This window comes from Nocardia flavorosea NBRC 108225 (assembly GCF_001613385.1).
Lineage (GTDB): Bacteria > Actinomycetota > Actinomycetes > Mycobacteriales > Mycobacteriaceae > Nocardia > Nocardia flavorosea.
The window spans coordinates 35,605-52,417 of record NZ_BDCG01000014.1; the positions used below are offsets into that span (position 1 = coordinate 35,605).

The 16,813-nt window shown below is 67.9% G+C and carries 17 protein-coding genes; 7 read left to right on the forward strand and 10 right to left on the reverse strand.

Going from position 1 to position 16,813, the window contains the following annotated elements:
• The first annotated feature begins 36 nt into the window (after nt 1–36).
• Nucleotides 37–1,254, forward strand: coding sequence for an RtcB family protein (locus NFL01S_RS17860; RefSeq protein WP_062976923.1), 1,218 nt, complete (start codon nt 37–39; stop codon nt 1,252–1,254).
• 194 nt (nt 1,255–1,448) lie between these two features.
• Here NFL01S_RS17860 and NFL01S_RS17865 read toward each other — a convergent pair whose 3' ends face one another.
• Nucleotides 1,449–1,817: a hypothetical protein gene (locus tag NFL01S_RS17865; RefSeq protein ID WP_157116642.1), complete on the reverse strand. Its 369-nt coding sequence runs from the start codon at nt 1,815–1,817 to the stop codon at nt 1,449–1,451.
• A 367-nt stretch (nt 1,818–2,184) separates the two neighbouring features.
• Between NFL01S_RS17865 and NFL01S_RS17870 the strand changes: the two genes are divergently transcribed.
• Nucleotides 2,185–2,742: a DoxX family protein gene (locus tag NFL01S_RS17870; protein ID WP_063915982.1), complete on the forward strand. Its 558-nt coding sequence runs from the start codon at nt 2,185–2,187 to the stop codon at nt 2,740–2,742.
• Between the two features lie 42 nt (nt 2,743–2,784).
• Here NFL01S_RS17870 and NFL01S_RS17875 read toward each other — a convergent pair whose 3' ends face one another.
• Nucleotides 2,785–3,540 carry an SDR family oxidoreductase gene (locus NFL01S_RS17875; RefSeq protein ID WP_062976758.1) on the reverse strand — a complete coding sequence of 252 codons (756 nt, stop codon included), beginning with the start codon at nt 3,538–3,540 and terminating at the stop codon, nt 2,785–2,787.
• 101 nt (nt 3,541–3,641) lie between these two features.
• Here NFL01S_RS17875 and NFL01S_RS17880 point away from each other — a divergent pair, with 101 nt between their 5' ends.
• Complete coding sequence (locus tag NFL01S_RS17880; RefSeq protein ID WP_062976760.1) at nt 3,642–4,511, forward strand: helix-turn-helix transcriptional regulator; 870 nt, start codon at nt 3,642–3,644, stop codon at nt 4,509–4,511.
• A gap of 8 nt (nt 4,512–4,519) precedes the next feature.
• On the opposite strand, the gene NFL01S_RS37475 is transcribed toward NFL01S_RS17880, so the two are convergent.
• Together NFL01S_RS37475 and NFL01S_RS17885 are read right to left on the reverse strand one after the other, a co-directional pair.
• Nucleotides 4,520–4,660 (reverse strand): YdeI/OmpD-associated family protein, encoded by a 141-nt coding sequence (locus NFL01S_RS37475; protein ID WP_307615447.1) that lies wholly within the window; start codon nt 4,658–4,660, stop codon nt 4,520–4,522.
• Entirely contained in the window at nt 4,597–5,016 is a 420-nt protein-coding gene (locus tag NFL01S_RS17885; protein WP_245670756.1) for a DUF1905 domain-containing protein, read from the reverse strand. The genes NFL01S_RS37475 and NFL01S_RS17885 overlap by 64 nt, the downstream gene beginning before the upstream one ends.
• A gap of 69 nt (nt 5,017–5,085) precedes the next feature.
• Here NFL01S_RS17885 and ligD point away from each other — a divergent pair, with 69 nt between their 5' ends.
• Nucleotides 5,086–6,048, forward strand: a complete 963-nt coding sequence (gene ligD / locus NFL01S_RS17890) for a non-homologous end-joining DNA ligase (protein ID WP_062976762.1) — start codon at nt 5,086–5,088, stop codon at nt 6,046–6,048.
• A gap of 23 nt (nt 6,049–6,071) precedes the next feature.
• Here ligD and NFL01S_RS17895 read toward each other — a convergent pair whose 3' ends face one another.
• From NFL01S_RS17895 to NFL01S_RS17915, 4 genes are all read right to left on the reverse strand, one after another.
• Nucleotides 6,072–6,431, reverse strand: coding sequence for a DNA-binding protein (locus NFL01S_RS17895; protein WP_218019624.1), 360 nt, complete (start codon nt 6,429–6,431; stop codon nt 6,072–6,074).
• A 32-nt stretch (nt 6,432–6,463) separates the two neighbouring features.
• Nucleotides 6,464–6,715, reverse strand: coding sequence for a hypothetical protein (locus NFL01S_RS17900; protein ID WP_062976766.1), 252 nt, complete (start codon nt 6,713–6,715; stop codon nt 6,464–6,466).
• A gap of 53 nt (nt 6,716–6,768) precedes the next feature.
• On the reverse strand, nt 6,769–8,898 hold the full coding sequence (locus tag NFL01S_RS17905) for a RecQ family ATP-dependent DNA helicase (protein WP_062976768.1): 2,130 nt from the start codon (nt 8,896–8,898) through the stop codon (nt 6,769–6,771).
• A gap of 195 nt (nt 8,899–9,093) precedes the next feature.
• A complete protein-coding gene (locus tag NFL01S_RS17915) occupies nt 9,094–11,595 on the reverse strand; it encodes a PEP/pyruvate-binding domain-containing protein (RefSeq protein ID WP_062976772.1) in 2,502 nt (833 codons plus the stop codon).
• Between the two features lie 496 nt (nt 11,596–12,091).
• On the opposite strand from NFL01S_RS17915, the gene NFL01S_RS17920 reads away from it, so the two are divergent.
• The 3 genes from NFL01S_RS17920 (at nt 12,092) to NFL01S_RS17930 (ending at nt 14,255) form a co-directional block, all read left to right on the forward strand.
• Complete coding sequence (locus NFL01S_RS17920; protein ID WP_062976775.1) at nt 12,092–12,790, forward strand: ESX secretion-associated protein EspG; 699 nt, start codon at nt 12,092–12,094, stop codon at nt 12,788–12,790.
• Nucleotides 12,791–12,870: 80 nt separating this feature from the next.
• A complete protein-coding gene (locus NFL01S_RS17925) occupies nt 12,871–13,245 on the forward strand; it encodes a hypothetical protein (RefSeq protein WP_062976777.1) in 375 nt (124 codons plus the stop codon).
• Nucleotides 13,242–14,255, forward strand: coding sequence for a hypothetical protein (locus NFL01S_RS17930; RefSeq protein ID WP_062976779.1), 1,014 nt, complete (start codon nt 13,242–13,244; stop codon nt 14,253–14,255). Before NFL01S_RS17925 ends, NFL01S_RS17930 begins: the two co-directional genes overlap by 4 nt.
• 213 nt (nt 14,256–14,468) lie before the next feature.
• Here the strand turns inward: NFL01S_RS17930 and NFL01S_RS17935 are convergent, their stop codons facing one another.
• Complete coding sequence (locus NFL01S_RS17935; RefSeq protein ID WP_280507595.1) at nt 14,469–15,263, reverse strand: SAM-dependent methyltransferase; 795 nt, start codon at nt 15,261–15,263, stop codon at nt 14,469–14,471.
• Between the two features lie 24 nt (nt 15,264–15,287).
• Complete coding sequence (locus NFL01S_RS17940; protein WP_062976781.1) at nt 15,288–16,649, reverse strand: hypothetical protein; 1,362 nt, start codon at nt 16,647–16,649, stop codon at nt 15,288–15,290.
• Nucleotides 16,650–16,813 lie beyond the last annotated feature (164 nt).

A 16,813-nucleotide genomic window follows, 5' to 3' on the forward strand; every position in this document is an offset into this window, starting at 1 on the left:
GAGCAACGGTCCGCCGTGAACGGAAGGATCGAAACAATGTTTCCCGTCGAGCTGTCCGGTACCCGGGCACGGACGTTGATGTGGGCCCAGGAGAGCGAGATCGATGCCGCGGCGCTGCAACAGCTGCGCAATATCGCCCGGCTGGAGTGGGTGCACGGGGTCCGCGTCATGCCGGATGTGCACCTCGGGAAGGGTGCCACGGTCGGTTCGGTGATCGCCATGCGCGATGCGGTCGCGCCGGCGGCGGTCGGGGTCGATATAGGCTGCGGGATGGAGAGTGTGCGCACCGATCTGACCGCGGCCGATCTGCCCGACGACCTGCGCGCGCTGCGCTCGGCGATCGAGGCGGCAGTACCGGTGGGCTTCAATGCCCACAAGAATCCCGTGCAGGTGAACAAGCTGGCACCCGGACCGTCCGGGGTCGCCACCTCGACCCTGCGTACCGGCTGGGACCGGTTCTGGTCGGCGTTCAACGATCTCGACGAGGCCGTAGCACCCCGGGAATCCAAGGCGCACAAGCAGTTGGGGTCGCTGGGCGGGGGCAACCATTTCATAGAGATCTGCCTCGATCAGGACGACCAGGTGTGGATCCTGCTGCACTCCGGCAGCCGCAATATCGGCAAGGAGATCGCCGAGCGGCATATGGCTGTGGCGCGCAAGCTCCCGCATAACCAGAACCTGGTCGACCGGGACCTGGCGGTGTTCCTTGCGAACACCGCCGAGATGACGGCCTACCGGCACGATCTGACCTGGGCGCAGGAGTACGCGGCCCGCAACCGCGCGGTCATGCTGGCGCTGGTGTCCGAGGCGGTGCGCAAGCAGTTCCCCACCCGCGATGTCCGGTTCGATACACCGGTGAGCTGTCATCACAACTATGTGGCGGAGGAGAAGATCGACGGTGTCCCGATGCTCGTGACCCGCAAGGGCGCAGTCCGAGCGGGCGCAGGCGATATGGCCCTGATCCCTGGCTCGATGGGAACGCGTTCGTACGTGGTGCGCGGTAAGGGGAACCCGGATTCGTTCCAGTCCGCGTCGCACGGCGCAGGCCGGCGGATGAGCCGCAATGCCGCCAAGCGGCAGTTCAGCGTCGCGGATCTGGTCGCCCAGACCGAGGGCGTGGAGTCGCGTAAGGACGCAGGTGTCCTGGACGAGATCCCGGCCGCCTACAAGAACATCGACGACGTGATCGAGGCGCAGCACGATCTCGTCGATGTGGTGGCGACCCTGCGTCAGGTGCTCTGCGTGAAGGGCTGAGCATGCGGCGGACCGGACCCAGCGGTCCGCCGCGTTCCCGGTCGGTCGTGACGGTCGGCCGGGTACGCGGCGTAGCCCTACAGCGGTGCGCAGCCGGTTGCTCCGCCTGCGGCGTATGGCCCCGACTCGACACCCACGGGAGAGTCGTACGCAGCTGCCCTCGGAGCCGCCGCCGCGAGCGGTCGGAGCGATAATTATCCTGCGAGTCTGCGGCGCAGCAGCACAGCGGTGAGTCCGGCACCGAAAAGCAGCGCTCCGATCAACAGCACGACCCCGCCCGACAACCAGCTGTGCAGCGCATGGTCGAGGTCGGTGGGCACACCGGGCACCGCTGAGATCAACCGATAGGTGTTGTCGGGTATCACGATCTGGACCACCCCGGGCAGGATTCCCCACACCAGCCCCGCGGCCATAGCCGCCACCGGCACGGCGACGGCGAGCGCCGCGACGGCCAGTAGCAGGACCGCGCCGAGCACGGACTGGACCGGGGCCAGCCAGCGATCGGTGGCGTCCCACCATCGCCCGGTGAGGACGGCGCCGTTCGCCGCTGTACCGATCGCCACCGGTGTGAGTATCAGCGCGCCCAGAGTCGCTGCTACTGCACGCAGAGGTCTCACAGGGAAGCGACCGTTCGCGTCCGCATCTCTCCGATCAGCACGGTCCCGCTCGACGAGTTCGGTCATCCAGCACTCCTCCGGGACGGTCGGCATTTGATCGCGGTGCCATTGTCGCTGCCGCGGGCCCCGCTCCGACAACTCGCCACCCCGGCGGGGCCATCGCTCACCGCGCGGTAACGGTCCGGCCACTCGGCAGCGGCGGAACCCGGAACACGACCCTATTGACTAGTTATCAGTCGATGCATACTCTTATTTATCATTCGATAACAACAACTATTCGGGTCCGCCCGAATCTCCTTTCCTAGGGATCCCCATGTTCGGAACACTCATGATGTTCGTCGTCCCCACCCTCGTTCTCCGCCTGCTCGGCCTGGCCGGCGTACGCCGATTCGCCACCTGGCGGGGCGCCGCCGCGCACGGGCTGGCTTTCCTGTTCACCATGACCGGGCTGGCGCATTTCGTGCCCGATTCGGTCACCGTCATGCCCAGCCACAGCGATCTCGTGGCGATGGTCCCCAGCGCCATACCGTTCCCGGAATTCGCCGTGTATGCGACGGGTGTCCTGGAGTTGGCCGGTGCCGCCGGCCTGCTGTTCGCCGGTACTCGCCGCTGGGCCGGGCTCGGGCTCGCCGTCCTACTGGTCGCGATGGTCCCGGCGAATATCTACGCGGCAGTCGAGGACATCCCGCTCAACGGCGAACCACCCACACCGCTGTGGTTCCGGATCCCCGAGCAGATCGTGTACATCGCCGCCGCACTTTGGATTGCGCAGGCGCTGCCCGTGCTCCGGGACAGCCGCAACCAACCCGAGCCGCCCACGGTCGCCGACCCGGGCACCACCACCCCTGCCGTGCAGCGAGGAGGCCACTGAATCGCCGTGCGGTGCGGGAGAAGTCCTGCACCACACCGAGGATCAGCCCTGCGGAGTCGGTACGAGGACCAATTCGGCGATATTGAGCCGCGCCGGAACCGAGGTCGCGAAGGCGATCGCCTCGGCGATATCCCCCGGCTCCAGAATAGTCATCGACGAGCGCCATTCGTCCAACTGCTCGCGCTGCGCCTCCCAGCTCATCCCGGCACCGAGTTCGGTACCCACGAAACCGGGCTCGACACTCTTCACCCGCACACCTCGTGGCCCGTACTCAGCCCGCATATTCCGGGTGAGATGCGCGACCGCGGCCTTGGTGGCGCAGTAGACGGCATATTCGGGAAAGATCGCATGCCCGCCGATCGACCCCACCAGCACCAGATCGGCCCGCCGGCCGTCGCCCGCCGCCGCGAGCAGATCGTCGATGAATACCCGCGCCGTGTACAGCAACCCGGTCACGTTGGTGCCGACCATCTGCTCCCACTCCCCGACTTCCGCGGATTCGAACGGCGCGCCGAGCATGACACCTGCGTTCGCCACCACCAGATCCACCGGCCCGAGGGCAGCCCGGATCGTGGCGGCCGCATCGCGCACCGAGTCCCGGTCCGCCACATCGGCGACCACTGCCACGGCGGCACCGCCGATCTCGGCCGCCAGTTCCTCGATACGTTCCTTGCGCCGGCCCAGCAACGCGACCCTGGCCCCGTCTGCGGCCAACCGCCGCGCAGTGGCGGCGCCGATTCCACTGGATGCTCCAGTCACTACCGCGACCCGGACGTTCAGATTCTCGTTGTTCGTCATGTGCACAACATTCGCCCCGCGTGCCGGTCGCTACCAGGTCGCGGGTTTCCTGGTAGTCGCAGGGCCACCCGGCCCGGCCGCCCTGCGCATACCCTGAAAACATGAATTCGGACAACCGTTTGGGTGCGTTCCTGCGGGCCCGCCGCGAACTGGTCCGGCCGGAGGAATTCGGGCTGCCCGGCGGTGGCCGGCGCCGGGTCGCGGGGTTGCGGCGCGAAGAGCTCGCGATGCTCGCCGGCGTGAGCGCCGACTATTACGTGCGGCTCGAACAGGGTCGCGATAAACATCCGTCCGAGCAGGTCGTCACGGCACTGGCCCGGGTGTTCTCACTGGACGACGAAGGAACTGCCCACCTGCGGGAACTGGCCCGGCCCACCGCGGCACGGCCGCGTACGCCGCGGCGCCCGGAACGAGTGACTCCCGGCCTGCTGCGGTTGATGGACGCGTGGTCTCACACTCCAGCGGTGGTGCTGGGCCGGCACCTGGACGTTCTGGCCGCGAACCCGCTGGCGGCCGCGGTGAACGCCTGCTCGGTCCCGGGCGTCAACCAGGTACGGATGGTCTTCCTGGACCCCCGCGCCCGCGACGTGTTCCCGAACTGGACCCAGATCGCCGCGGATACGGTGGCGAGCCTGCGGGCGACCGCGGGCACCGACCTCGACGATCCCCGCCTCACCGAACTAGTCGGCGAACTCTCACTCAAAAGCGACGAGTTCCGCCGGTTGTGGGCACGCCATGAGGTCCGGGCGAAAACTTCCGGGGTCAAACAGTTCCACAACGAGATGGTCGGGGAGCTGACACTGGCCTACGAGAGTTTCGCGGTGAGCGGGGCGCCCGGGCAGTTGCTCATCGCCTATCACGCCGAACCCGGGTCACTCTCGGAACGTTCACTCGCGCTGCTCGGCAGCCTGATCGCGGACGGCGCTCCCGGGGTGGAGTCCCGCCGGGCCGGGACCTCCGCCGGGCCGTAGGGGCCGAATCAGGCCGACAGCTCGCCGGCGATTTTCTCCACCCGGCGAGCCCGGGTTTCGGGCCGTTTGGCCGATTCGACCGCGATTACGTGCGCGCGTTGTTTGCTGTAGGAGAGCGCATCGAAACAGGCCGACGCCGCGCGCCGTATCGCCGAAGCCGGCCCAGCACCCGCTGCTCGGCACTTCCCGCGCCCCCGAGGCCCCCGGCCAGTGCGGCGGCCAGATCGCCGGGGACTGTGACAGTACGTTCCGACGTATCGAGTTCGACGTCGACCGTGACGGTCTCGCCCGCCGACACACCGGCCGCGTTCCTGTTCTCGGCGCTCAACGGGAGCATGTACTCCCCGCCGTAGACCGCGACGGTGCTGCGGTACGTATGACCACCGATCCGGACTGCCACCTTGGGTTTCTTCCCGCTGCCCAACTCCTCGACCACAGGGGCGGGCACCCGGAAACCGGTGGCGGTCTTACCGGCGAGTTCGATCACGGTGTCGAAGGTGAGCATCTGTGTCCTTCCCGCCGACTCGTCGTGTATCGGCCGGCCTAAACGCGCCGCGGCCGTTAGGGTCGGTGAATGGGCAGCGGCACGGGCGCGGCAGTGGAGCTGACAGTGGGCGACCGCGAGGTGCGGATCACCAACCCCGACCGGGTCTACTTCCCGGAAAGCGGCATCACCAAGCTTGATCTGGTGCAGTACTACCTGAGCGTGGGCGACGGGATCGTCAACGCACTGCGCGACCGGCCGTGCATGCTGCACCGATTCCCGAAAGGCCTCGCGGGCGACAAGGTGCACCAGAAGCGGCTACCGGCCGGTGCGCCGGAGTGGGTGCCCACGGTGCGGGTGTTCTTCCCCCGCTACAACCGGCACGCCGACGAACTCTGTGTGCGGGAACTGGCCGATGTGGTGTGGGCGGTGCAGATGTCGACGGTGGAATTCCACCCTTGGAACTCCCGCCGGGCCGATACCGAATGCCCCGACGAATGGCGGATCGATCTGGATCCCATGCCGGATTGCCCCTGGTCGCGGGTGCAGCGGGTGGCCGGGGTGGTGCAGGAGGTGCTGGACGAGATCGGCGCGGTGGGCTGGCCGAAAACGTCCGGGGGCTCCGGTTTGCACGTGTATGTCCGGATCGCTCCCGAGCACGGGTTCCAGCAGGTGCGCCGGGCAGCGCTGGCCTTCGCGAAGGAGGTGGAGCGCCGCGCACCCGACGATGTGACCACCACCTGGTGGCGCCGCGACCGCGATCCCGAACTGCTGTTCATCGACTACAACCAGAACGCTCGCGACCACACCATCGCCGCCGCCTATTCGGTACGCGGCGTCCCGGCCGCCACCGTATCAACCCCGGTGACCTGGGACGAGGTACCGGATATCCATCCCCGCGATTTCACCGTCGCCACCGTCCCCGGCCGCTACCGCGAGCTGGGCGATCTGCACGCCGGTATCGACGACGCGGTCTTCGATCTCGCCCAGCTCATCGACTGGGCCGATCGCGACGAGGTCGACCTCGATGAGGACGCCGACACGTCCCCCTAGAGGGCTCGACGAATACTGCCGACCTATACCTTGACGATCTTGATCCGTGGTCCACACAGCATCGTGAGATCCTCCGGATCGGAGGTCAGGATTGTCACCGGCGGCTCGGCGGCTCGGGCGACGGCAGCCAAAGCCGCATCGATCGCATATTTGTGTCCACTCAGCGTGTTCGACCGGAGAAGTTCCGCCGCAGCATCGCTGACGGCGCGACCGACGCCGTGAACGTCGATCCGGGACAGGACCCACCTTATCCTGGCGGGATGTACACGGTCGTACTCGGCTTCCAAGCGGGTCATCGCAGTGGTGCCGACACGAATTCCTTCTTGCCGGGCGGCTTCGATCCGAATTGTCGTCGCACGATCTCCCTGATACAGCTTCGACAACCCTGCACAGTCCAACAAAAGAGTGCCAGGCATCAGACAGCAGCCCCCGCCGGCCCGTCGGCATCATGACGGAGTTCGGCCCTGGCGCAGTCGATCTCCTCCTGGCTCAACGGCTCGTTATCTTTCGTGTAGTCCTCGACAAGCTCGGAAAGCTTGTCCATCGCCACCCGCTGTTCGAGGGCGTCGGCGATATAGGCAGAAAACCCGCCGGGCCCCACCTGTGCACGCACGGTCTCGGCCAAGTCTTCGGGCAAGCTGACCGAATACTTCCTGCTCCCACTCATTCATCGATGCTACCACCGGTAGCATCGATGACTTCGAGTTCAGTTCGGCCGACTCATGTCGGGGTGGCCAGAGCGAACGGCAGGACCGCACGGGCACCGGCGCGGCGCAGAGTCCAGGCGGCGACGGTGAAGGTCCAGCCGGAGTCGGTGAGGGTGTCGACCAGCAGGATCGGGCCGTCGGCGGTGGACAGGTCCGGGATCTCCCAGGAGTCGTACAGGGCGGCGACCCGATGGGCGGAGTTGACCGCCGATACCGGTGGATGGTCGGGACGCAGATACAAGGTTCCCAGATTGCGGAGGCGGCCGATATCGGCGAGGCGTTCGGCAAGCGAAGTGGTCAGTACGGGGTGGTCCGGTGATTCCAGGGCGAGTACCGCGGTGGGCCGTACGGCCCAATCCCATTCCCGCAGCACGGGAATACACGCCTGCACCACTTCGTCGGGAACCGGCCCGTCGGGTCCGTCGAGGACGGGGCGCAGCCGCCGGCCCCAGCCCAGGGAGTTGAGACGGCCCAGGACTCGTCCGGTTTCGGCGCCTTCGGCGATCTTTCCGGACAGCGAGATACCGAGTTTGGCCATACCGGTGGGCCACTGTTTGCGGGGTGCGAGATCGAATCCGGGCCGGTCCAGCCGAGCCCGGGTCGCGGCGAGAGCCTCGGTATCGACGGTGGTGTCGCGGCGGTTGCCGGTGCAGTTGTCGCAGCGACCGCAGGCACCGGTACCCGGAGCGGCGCCGATGAGGGCCGGATCGTCGAGCTGGCGGCGCAGGAATTCCATCCGGCAACCCGCGGTCTGCTGATAGTCGAGCATGGCCTGCTGTTCGGCGGTGCGGGCGGTATCCAAGCGCTCATACCGGTCCGCATCGTAGGTCCAGGGCTGCCCGGTCGCCAGCCATCCACCGCGAACCCGGCGAACCGCGCCGTCGACATCCAGCACCTTCAGCACCATGTCCAGGCGTGAACGGTTCAACTCGACCAGAGGTTCGAGGGCCGCCGTGGACTGTGGACGTTCGCGGTCCAGCGCTTCGAGTACCGAGCGGACCACGTGTTCGCGCGGGAACGCGACCGAGGCGAAATAACTCCAGATACGGGTGTCCTCGGGACCTGGCAGCAGAACCACCTCGGCCCGTTCGGTCGCACGACCCGCACGGCCGACCTGCTGGTAGTAGGAGATCGGCGACGAGGGCGCCCCCACATGGACCACGAAACCGAGATCGGGTTTGTCGAAACCCATACCCAGCGCGGAGGTCGCAATGAGGGCCTTGACCTCGTTGTCCAGCAGCGCGGTCTCGAGCGCTTCGCGTTCGGCCGGATCGGTCTGGCCCGAATATGCGGCGACCCGGTGACCGTGGGAGTTCAGCACATCGGCCAGATCCTGCGCGCCGGCGACGGTGAGGGCGTAGATGATGCCGGAACCGGGCAGCTCGTCGAGGTGGCCGCTGAGCCAGGTGGTGCGTTCCACCGCGTCGTCGAACCGGACCACCGACAGATGCAGCGATTCGCGATCCAGGCTGCCGCGCAGGACCAGGGTGTCGGTGCCGATCTGACCGGCGACATCGGTCACCACGCGATCGTTCGCGGTGGCGGTGGTGGCCAGTACCGGCACATCGGTGCCGAGATCGGCGATCAGGGTGCGGATACGCCGGTAATCGGGCCGGAAATCGTGGCCCCAGTCGGAGACGCAGTGCGCTTCGTCGATGACCACCAGCCCGGCGTCGGCGGCCAGCCTGGGCAGGACCTGATCGCGGAAATCGGGATTGTTGAGCCGTTCGGGGCTGACCAGCAGCACATCCACCGCCCCGGAGGCGACCTGCTGGTGGATCTCGTCCCATTCGGTGACATTTCCGGAGTTGATGGTGGCCGCCACCACCCCGGCACGCCGGGCGGCCGCGACCTGGTTGCGCATGAGCGCCAGCAGCGGCGAGACGATCACCGTCGGCCCGCGTCCCTGCGTGCGCAGCAGTTTGGCGGCGATGAAATACACCGCCGATTTACCCCAGCCGGTGCGCTGCACCACCAGGGCCCGGCGTTTGTCCATTACCAGTGCTTCGATCGCGACCCACTGGTCGTCACGCAACCGCGCGGCCGGCCCGGCCAGCTCGCGTAGTAACTCTTCCGCATGTCCCCGCAACCCGTCGCCGATCGCTGCGGTCTCGTTCCGAGTGCTGCCCGGTGCCGTGGTCATACGCCCATCCTGCCGCAGCGCACCGACAGTGCCCGGCCTGCAGGGCGAACCGCCCGGTCACACCGCGGATACCCGCGGGGCCGGTTTCCACAGCGATCGTGCCCGGCTGCTGGACCGGTTCGTCGCCGACCGCGGAACCGGCGTCACCCGGCATGCCGCGCGGGGAGGCCAGGAAGATCGCGGGCCGCACTCTGTTCATCCGGCTCCATCGCCGTGACCTCCTCCGGACAGCACTGTCACCGTACCCGCCGTACCGTCGACCCGAATCCGCATACCGGTCCGCAGCTTCCGGCGGCAGCCCGGCACCTGGAATACCGCCGGCACACCGAGTTCGCGGGCGACGGTTGCCGCCGGAACGAGCGGCCCCCCGCGTTCGGACACCAGCGCCGCCGCCGTCGGCAGCGCGGCCACCCACCGCGGGTCGACACGGTCGGCGACGAGGATCCCGCCCGCCACATCGCGCGGTTCGTCCACCAGTACGGCGATACCCTCGACCACACCGGCCGCCGCCGGCGACCCGGCCAGCACATCACCGGGCACGGCCGGCGGGGCTTCGGCGAGCGGGACCCAGCCGCGCTCCCTCAGCTCCGCATCCGTGAGGCCGGGGCCGATCGTGGTGAAACGCGCCGGGGCGACCAGGTCGGCGGCGACGGTCCGGTCGACCTTGCGTGCTGTGATCCGGTCGGCCAGACCCGGCATCGGCACGCGGTCGTAGCAGTTGCGCAGCTCGTCCACTGTCAGCGAGAAGATATCGGCGGCCTCGCCGATGAGGCCACGAGCGGCAAGATCGCGCCCCATCACCCGGATCATCTTTTCGACCATCCCGAACGCGCGGGTCCGGCAGTACCTCAGTTGTTCCCGGTGCGCGGCGCAGCGGGCGGTGCGGGCGCGCACCCGGTCGTAGAGCGACCGGCGGACCCCGCCGAGGTGTGCGTCGAGATAGGCGTCCGGATCGAAGCCGGGGCCGGCGGGCGGGTTCACGAGCGATTCCGGCGCTCCCGGCAGGAAGGCTTTCGTCAGCAGGAGCAGGGCGCCGGTGAAGGTCAGCACGATCGCGTCCAGCACCAGCGTCGGCCCCCAGTGCAGTACGAGGTCCCGGTCGAGGCGCCGGAACTCGGCGTAGGCGTGTTCCCCGTGGACGTATTCCATGGTGTCGTAGCGGTCGTACAGGCGAGCGAACTCGAGGCAGAATTCCCGTGTCATCGTGTCGACGGCGAGTAGCCGGCGAAGGTAGACGATGGCGGTCCGGGCCCGTGACCACGCCCGCTGCCATCCATTCTCGAAGGCGAAGGGATGCAGGGTTTTCGCCAGATCGTCCGGGAGAGGTTCGCCCACGCCGAGTTCCGCCGCGAGCGCGAGGCGGGCCGAAGAGCTACCGGGCGCGATCCCCACCGTCCGATACCAGTGCAGCAGGTTGAGGTACCCCCGGCCGTGGAATATCCCCAGCAGATACGGTGTCCACGACTCCATGTCCCGCAGCTGCTTCTCCGGCACACCGAGCGACTGCGCGTAACCGCGGTACACCCGGCTGTAGACGTCCGCCGTCATAGTGAAGACCAGCGGTGACATCGGCCCCGGAATGCGCTCCGACTTGGTTGCGGCGGCCCATATTCGTGGCTCCCCCGGCGCCACCGGTTCGCCCGCGCCGCGGAGCGCCGCCGCGGTCATCTCCTCTCCGCGGCGCGGCAATGCCCGGGTGTGTTCGATACGCCCGGGCCGGTACCCGGACGGCCCCGGCCTGCCCACATGCCCCGGCCGATCGGGCGAATCCCCCAGGGTGGTGATGGGCCGTGCCTGTAGAAACCACAACCCGTCGGCGTCGAGCGCCCATTCGATATCTCGCGGCCCACCCAAGGCATCGGCCAGTGCCCGGCCGCGGCCGGCGAGCAGCGCGATATCCTCGTCACCGAGGACAACCTCCGACCTGCGAGGTGGCACAACCTCCACAACTTCTATCCCGGCCTTGTCCGCGGGCACGTACTCGACCTCTTTGCCGCCGATGACCCGCGTGAGGACCGTACCGGCCCGGTCCACCACCACCGTATCGGCGTCGACGGCTCCCGCAGCCAGACCGTCCCCGAGCCCGTGCACCGCATTCACCACCACCTCACCGGCGGCAGGGGCCACCGGATTCCAGGTGAACAGCACGCCACTCGCCCTGGCTGCGACGAATCGCTGCAGCAGCACAGCGATCGCGGTCACCGGCGCAAGGTTTCGAGCGAATGCGTATCGGACGGCCCGCTCGGAGAAACCGGAGATCCAGCAATCCCGTACACGATCGAATACCTCACCCGGCCCGACATTCGAGTACGAATCGAACAGACCCGCATACGAGTTCGCGTCACTGTCCACTCCCGCCACAGACGAGCGGACCGCCAGCGCACCCTCGCCCAGGCGAACGTGGGCGGCGCGCAACAACTCCCGTAACCCGATGCTCTCGATCACCGCACCGGCCGACGCGATATCGGCCCGGATCCGCCCGGCCAGCTCGAGCGCTGTATCCACATCTCGGGCGTGGGCCAGTTCGCCGATCAGATCACCCAGCCCCGCCCCGGCCGCGAACTCCGCGAATACATCCGCGCCCAGCACCAGCCACTCCGGAACCCGCGCCCCCGCCGCCCCCAGTGCATACAGCCCCCGCGCCTTACCACCACCGAGCGACGCGATATCCGCTTCGGTGTCGTCCGCCGAGAGCACCCGCAAGAACCGACCTCCAACCCCGCCTGCCGCGGCGGCACATCGTTGCCCGTTCCGCATGAGTAAACCTCAGGGACGCCTTCTTTATCGCCCGATCGGGCGTTGTGTCAGCCCCGAACCCACCGATTCGGTCCGCCGTACCCGGCCCACCATCGCCCTGCCTCTGTTCTGACCGGGCGCCTCGGTCGGTCCGGCAGCGCTCCCGTCTGCCACAGCGGTACCTCTCGGCCGGTCCGGCGGTGCCCTCGGCCCGGTCCGGCGCTATCCCTCGGCCGGTTCCTGGCAGGCCCTCATCTGTCCGGCGTGGTTTCGCCCGGCGCTCCGGCAAACCCCCGACCACCGGTACGCGCCGGCACACCGGCTACTGCCGAGGCGAGCAGTTCACGACATACCACCTTTTCGCGACCGTCGCAGAACCAGTGCGGATGGGCCCCGCCCGGCCGCACCTATTAGGCTGTGGTGGCCCGCGCAGGTATCGGTGAGGATGTGATTCCGCGTGAGTTGGAGCCTGACCCCCGACGAATTCGCGCATATATGGCGCCAAGCCGACCTCGACCGGCTCCCCTACCCGTTGCGTGTCCTCGAATCGCCGCGCACCGAACGCGACGCCCAGGCGCTCTACGCCGAACTCGTCGAGCGCCTCCCACCGGACCCCGACCGCGATGCCTGCCTGCGCATCCTGGCCGACCCGCATACCCGGGTGATCGCCATCGGCGGCGCCGCCGAACCGGGCCGGGAACTGCGCGCACTGGGTTGCGTCGTCTACGACCGCGCCGTCCTCGCGGTGCAGGAGCCGGGACGTACCGCGGAATTCGGCGGCACCATCCGGTTGTCCATCGGTCACAGTGCCAAACTCGGCGCCCGCCTGGCCGCACTGCTCCCGAAATCCCGGGCCGGCCGCCATCCCGCACGCACTGCCTCGACCGCGGCGGTGCGTGACACCGAAACCGTGGTGCAGGAGGAACGCGCCGCCGCCCCGATCCGCAAACTATTACGCGCCCCGCACACCGCCCAGGGGCATATCCGGATCGAGGCGCACCTCGACCGGCCGAAACCACCGCCCGCGGTGCACTACACCTGGCTGGACCTGGAGAACGACGGCCGCTACCTACTGAGGGCCGACGACACGGTCCACATCGTGCCCGCCTCCACCGAACAACTTGCCATGCACCTGCAGAAGCGGATCCCCGCCTGATCGCCGATCATTGCGACCCGCTGTCCGCGACCCGCGGTTGCGATTAGGCTGAGCGTGACCGACGGAGGGGTACGCCAGTCATGCAGATCGAAGACAGTCGAGCCGAGATCGTCCGGTTCCGCCAGGCAGCCCATGCGGGGACCGTCAAGTTCGAACCGGAGGCGGCGCGGCGCTGCGCCGATTTCTACGACCGGCAGGCCGATCAGCTGATCCAGCTCAGGCAGAATCTCACCGACGCCGCCGACCCCCACGGATTCGGCGGCTTGAACTCCGCCCGGCAACTCCAAGCCGGGTTCGGTCACAAAGCGCGCGATACCGCGGCCCTGCTCGACCACTACATCGAAGCCGCCTACCGCATGAAGGAAGCCTTCCTGCTCAGCGGCGGCCTGTACGAGGAAGCCGACGCCGCGAACGCCGCGGCCGTGCGCGCCGTCGAAGCGAGGATTTCCCGATGAGCGGAACCGACCCCGATTACATCAGCGCCATGGAGCATTTCGAAGCCATGCGCCACGAAGACATCTACCAGGCCACCCAGCAGATCGACGCCGGTGAGATCCTGCGCCTGTCCGGCACCTGGATGAATGCCGCCGCCACGCTGCAGAGCACGTTCCCCCTCACCCGGGCGAACGCGAACCTGGTCATGAACGAGGCGGAATGGGAAGGCGAGGCCGCCGATGCCGCACTCGCCTGCGCCCGCAGCTTCGCCGAATCCATCGAAGAACTCGCCGGGGTGGTCGGTCAGGTGGGTCTGCGCCTCGGCGCGGTGGCCGCGGCCGCGGAAGCCGTGAAGATCGCGGTGGTCCCACCCGGCGGTACCGGCCCGGTCGGCGCCCTGGCCCGCCTGCTGGAAGCGGCGAAGGTGATCGACGCGGGCATGCTGCAGGAAGTCCTGCGCCAGGAAGCGATCCTCACCATGAACATGGTCTACAAACCCGCCTACACCGCCGCCGGCAGCGGCGTCCCTGCCCTGCCCGAACCACCTCCGTTGCCCGGAGCCCTGCCCCCACTGGCCCCGCCCATCGCCACGCCACAGGTCACCTCAGCACAACCGTCGTCCACCGGAACCACACCGGACGACGTGGACCCCGGACTGCCTGATCAGCCGGGCACCATCCCCGCTCCTCCGCCCGCCGGACCGTCCCCCGCACCAGAGGCCCCGGCACCGAGCCCTGAGAGCGAGGCGCCGAGACCACAACCCACACCGGAAACCCCCGCGCCCACCGATAATCCGCCGCCCCGGTCGCCCGGTACCCCCGCACCGCCGGCTCCTCCTGCCCCGGCACAACCTCCTGCTGCCGAAGCACCTCCGGAACCAGACGAACCCGATCCGGCCCCGCCCCCGCCGCCTCCCGGCCAGCCATCATCCGGCGCCCCGCTCTCCGACCCCGAAGGCCAGCCGGGCATCACCGGCCCCATCCCGGGCGGACGAGCTCCGGACCAGCCCGGCGTAATACCGCCGCCGTAGCGCTCTATTCGGAGAATGCGACGGGCCGAAAGCGCGCGGGTCCGGTGCTCATGGCGAGCAGGAGCACTAGAACCGCAGGGGCGATCGAAGCAGCTCCTGGATTCCGGGATGGGGAGTGGTGAAGTGCACTGCGCAGCGGACTGGACCATCTCACTGTGGTCACCCACGACCGGACCATGGCCGCCGTCGCTGAACCATCGCGGCCGGGTGGGGTCACCTCTTGATCCCGACTCCACCCGTCATGAAGCGAACCCCTATGGTCGTGGCGTCGGTGACGATCTCATCCGGCCGCCACAACGGCAGTGGGACGATGCCCGGTGAGAGGATCTCCAGACCGTCGAAATACTCGGCCAGTTCCGCAGGCGTCCGCACGCGGCCCGTTCCCAGCTGCGATAGCAGCACCTGTTCGAGCTCTTCGCTTTCCCGGGAGTCGCTGAGCCGGGTGAAATTGGTGATGAAGAAGTACGAACCGGGCGGCACTGCCGCGCGCAGGGTCGCGACGATTCCTTTCGGGTCTTCCTCGTCGAGAATGTGGTGCAGGATTCCGACGAGCATCACACAGACCGGCTTGTCGAAGTCGATCAGTTCCCGCACATCCGGGTGCGCGAGAACCTCGCCGGGCGTGCGGACATCGCCGGTGACCACCCGGGTATTCGGGTTGGTCTCCAGGTGCGCCCGGCCGTAGGCGAGCACAATGGGGTCGATATCGACGTAGACGACCTTCGCCTCCGGATTCGCTTCCTGCGCAACCTCGTGCGTGTTGCGCGCCGTCGGCAGACCGGAACCGATATCGAGGAACTGGGTGATCCCTTTCTCGGTGGCGAGATGGCGCACCACCCGGTGCAGGATCGCCCGGTTGTGCAGCGCGATCTCCTTCAGTTCCGGCATGACGGCGAGACTGGCTTCCGCCACCTGGCGATCGATCCGGTGGCCGCCGCCACAGCCGTCGCAGTCGCCCTGCGGGCAGTCCGCGGCCGTTCGGCGGGCGGGCCGAAAAGATTGGAACACATAATTTTTCGTTTCGAAGACGATTCATCCCGCATTGGGGAAATCCTGCACCCAGTGGAATCCGTCGCCGTTCAACGGGAAGGAACCGGGGTCGACGGCGCTGAACTCGATTCGGGTCGGGCGGCCGTCGAGTTCACCCTCCAAGTGGAGATGTTCCGGGTCCGGGCGTACATAGGAGAACGTGGCCGGCGGCTCCTGTGTCCCTGGAGCGGTGACGATGGTGAGGGTCTGTGCGGCAGGGTCCACTTCCGCGGGAGCACCCGTCAAGCGCCCGTCCATACCCTGAACGGTCACCGCGCCCTCGACCTCGATCACGAGTCGCTGCCAGCGGGTCTCGTCGGTCAGCAGGGGCGGGACGGGTTCGCCGTCGACCCGGAACTCGGTCACCTCCCATAAACCGTAGAGTTCCGGTTTCGGGGCACCGCCGCCGAATTCCTGCCAACTGCTCCAGCCCACCCACGAAATTCCGGCGACCAGCCACATCCCGATTACCGCCTGCGCCCAGGTCGCGTACCGGTTGTACCGGGCGGTGGTGAACAGCGGCGGTTGGACCGCAGGCTCGGTGTGCCGGGCCAGGAGGAAGAAATCGGCGAACCGACGGGCCTGCGGGGCGAGCAGGACCAACGAGAAGACCAAGAGGTGGAAGGACAGGATCTTGACCGGTACGTCGAAGGTCATGTTCAGCACGAATACCTGTGCCATGCTCACCACACTCAGCATCGCACCGAGGGTCGCGGTGCGCGGCAGCAACAGGAGCACTCCGCCCGTGAGTTCGGCGACGCCGAGCAGGATTTCGTACACCGGCGAACTGCCGACCTGCAACCACAGCACCGACATCGGTGTGAGCTCGCCGTACGGGAGGAGCAGAGTCGACAGCGAGGGCGGTGGCATCTGACTCGGTATCGCTTTGGCGATACCGTAGAACAGCATCTGCCCGGCCAGACACAGCCGCAACGCGGTCAGAAACCAGGCGGCCAGACGCGGATAGGCCGGGCGGCGGTCCAGCACCGACCAGACAAGGGTCACGACGGCGGCGACGACCGCGATACAGACCAGCATCACCCAGATGGCGGCCTGGTCACCGCTGCCCGAGTTCTCCTGGAATACGGCTTCGACCCCGAATACCGTGCGGCCCACCCACTCCAGCACCGGCGCAACCTGCTGTAAAGGCCACATCGGCGCGGTATCGGGAAGCCATTCGTCCAATACCGCAACGAGGGCGAAGACGATCTGCCCGATCATCACGCAGAACAGGACCGTGTAGATCACCCCGAAGCGGAACCCCACCCGCGCGGCCCACGGCCAGCGCACGGGCGCGGCCTTTCCCGTCACGGGCGGAGCCGGATCGGCACCGGATTCGACGACCGCTGTATCGATGGCACTCACACCGCACCTCACTCTCCTGGCCCGTAGCCGGCCCACGCGATCCCACGCCCGCCGGGCATCACCTCGAACCTAGGCCACCTCGATGTCCGCACGCCTCCGTGATAACCCCCATCCGCAATCCTCCGGAAGCAGCATTTCCCCCTGGGGCCGTCCCACCGGTGCAC

Bases quoted from the DNA above. Each gene is read 5' to 3' on its own strand.
- NFL01S_RS17905 (WP_062976768.1), bottom strand. From the start codon at position 8,898: ATGACCACGGCACCGGGCAGCACTCGGAACGAGACCGCAGCGATCGGC.
- NFL01S_RS17925 (WP_062976777.1), top strand. From the start codon at position 12,871: ATGCAGATCGAAGACAGTCGAGCCGAGATCGTCCGGTTCCGCCAGGCA.
- NFL01S_RS17860 (WP_062976923.1), top strand. From the start codon at position 37: ATGTTTCCCGTCGAGCTGTCCGGTACCCGGGCACGGACGTTGATGTGG.
- ligD (WP_062976762.1), top strand. From the start codon at position 5,086: ATGGGCAGCGGCACGGGCGCGGCAGTGGAGCTGACAGTGGGCGACCGC.
- NFL01S_RS17880 (WP_062976760.1), top strand. From the start codon at position 3,642: ATGAATTCGGACAACCGTTTGGGTGCGTTCCTGCGGGCCCGCCGCGAA.
- NFL01S_RS17900 (WP_062976766.1), bottom strand. From the start codon at position 6,715: ATGAGTGGGAGCAGGAAGTATTCGGTCAGCTTGCCCGAAGACTTGGCC.
- NFL01S_RS17885 (WP_245670756.1), bottom strand. From the start codon at position 5,016: ATGCTCACCTTCGACACCGTGATCGAACTCGCCGGTAAGACCGCCACC.
- NFL01S_RS17875 (WP_062976758.1), bottom strand. From the start codon at position 3,540: ATGACGAACAACGAGAATCTGAACGTCCGGGTCGCGGTAGTGACTGGA.
- NFL01S_RS17930 (WP_062976779.1), top strand. From the start codon at position 13,242: ATGAGCGGAACCGACCCCGATTACATCAGCGCCATGGAGCATTTCGAA.
- NFL01S_RS17870 (WP_063915982.1), top strand. From the start codon at position 2,185: ATGTTCGGAACACTCATGATGTTCGTCGTCCCCACCCTCGTTCTCCGC.